This is a genomic window from Leisingera sp. ABD4_442 (assembly GCF_056160905.1).
In genome coordinates this window covers 1-837 of record NZ_JBSWYB010000098.1, presented here as the reverse complement: position 1 = coordinate 837, position 837 = coordinate 1, and the positions used below count along the sequence as shown (strand labels likewise).

Below are 837 nucleotides of genomic sequence, written 5' to 3'. Positions count from 1 at the left end.
CTAGGGTCTGGACTCATAACCAGTAGATGACAAGAGCGGCGAGAGCTATGGCTGAGAGGAAGACCTTTGGACACCGGTCGTATCGAGTGGCGACACGTCGCCAATCCTTCAGCCTGCCAAACATGATTTCGATGCGGTTTCGGCGTTTGTAGCGCCGCTTGTCATATCGCACGGTTATCTTGCGCTGCTTCCGGCCAGGGATACAGGCGCGTATCCCTTTGTCTTTCAACGCCTCTCTGAACCAGTCAGCGTCGTAGCCGCGGTCCCCGAGAAGCCACTCGACATCCGGAAGGGTGCTGAGCAGAGCCCGCGCGCCTATGTAGTCGCTGACCTGCCCGGCAGTGACGAACAAGCTGAGTGGTCGGCCATGGCTGTCGCAGATCGCGTGCAGCTTCGTGTTCATGCCACCCTTAGTCCGGCCAATCAGGCGACCGCGCCCCCCTTTTTCACGCCCATGCTGGTCGCTGTCCGGTGCGCCTTGAGGTAGGTCGCGTCGATCATCACGGTCTTCTCTTCGCCATGCCCGGCAGCCAATCCAGCCATCATCTGTGCGAAGATGCCTTTGTCGCTCCACCGCTTCCACCGATTATACAACGTCTTGTGGGGGCCGTATTCAGCAGGAGCGTCGCGCCATCGCAACCCATTACGATTGATGAAGATAATCCCACTCAACACGCGACGGTCATCGACACGCGGCTTGCCGTGGGATTTCGGGAAATAGGGCTCTAAGCGCGCCATCTGCGCGTCCGTAAGCCAGAAGAGATCAGACATGCTCACCGCTCGTTTTTCGAACCGTGAATCACGCTGACAGAAGGAAATCAATAGGTCCTGAGCCTA

Annotated in this window: 1 protein-coding gene; it reads right to left on the bottom strand. The window is 58.1% G+C overall.

Annotation, left to right across the window (positions count from 1 at the left end; translation table 11 throughout):
* Positions 1 to 13: 13 nt before the first annotated feature.
* A protein-coding gene (locus ACXAHG_RS23520) for an IS5 family transposase (RefSeq protein WP_475061247.1) occupies positions 14 to 771 on the bottom strand; the annotation gives its coding sequence in 2 pieces (ribosomal slippage) (positions 14 to 450 and positions 450 to 771; 759 coding nt in all).
* Positions 772 to 837 lie beyond the last annotated feature (66 nt).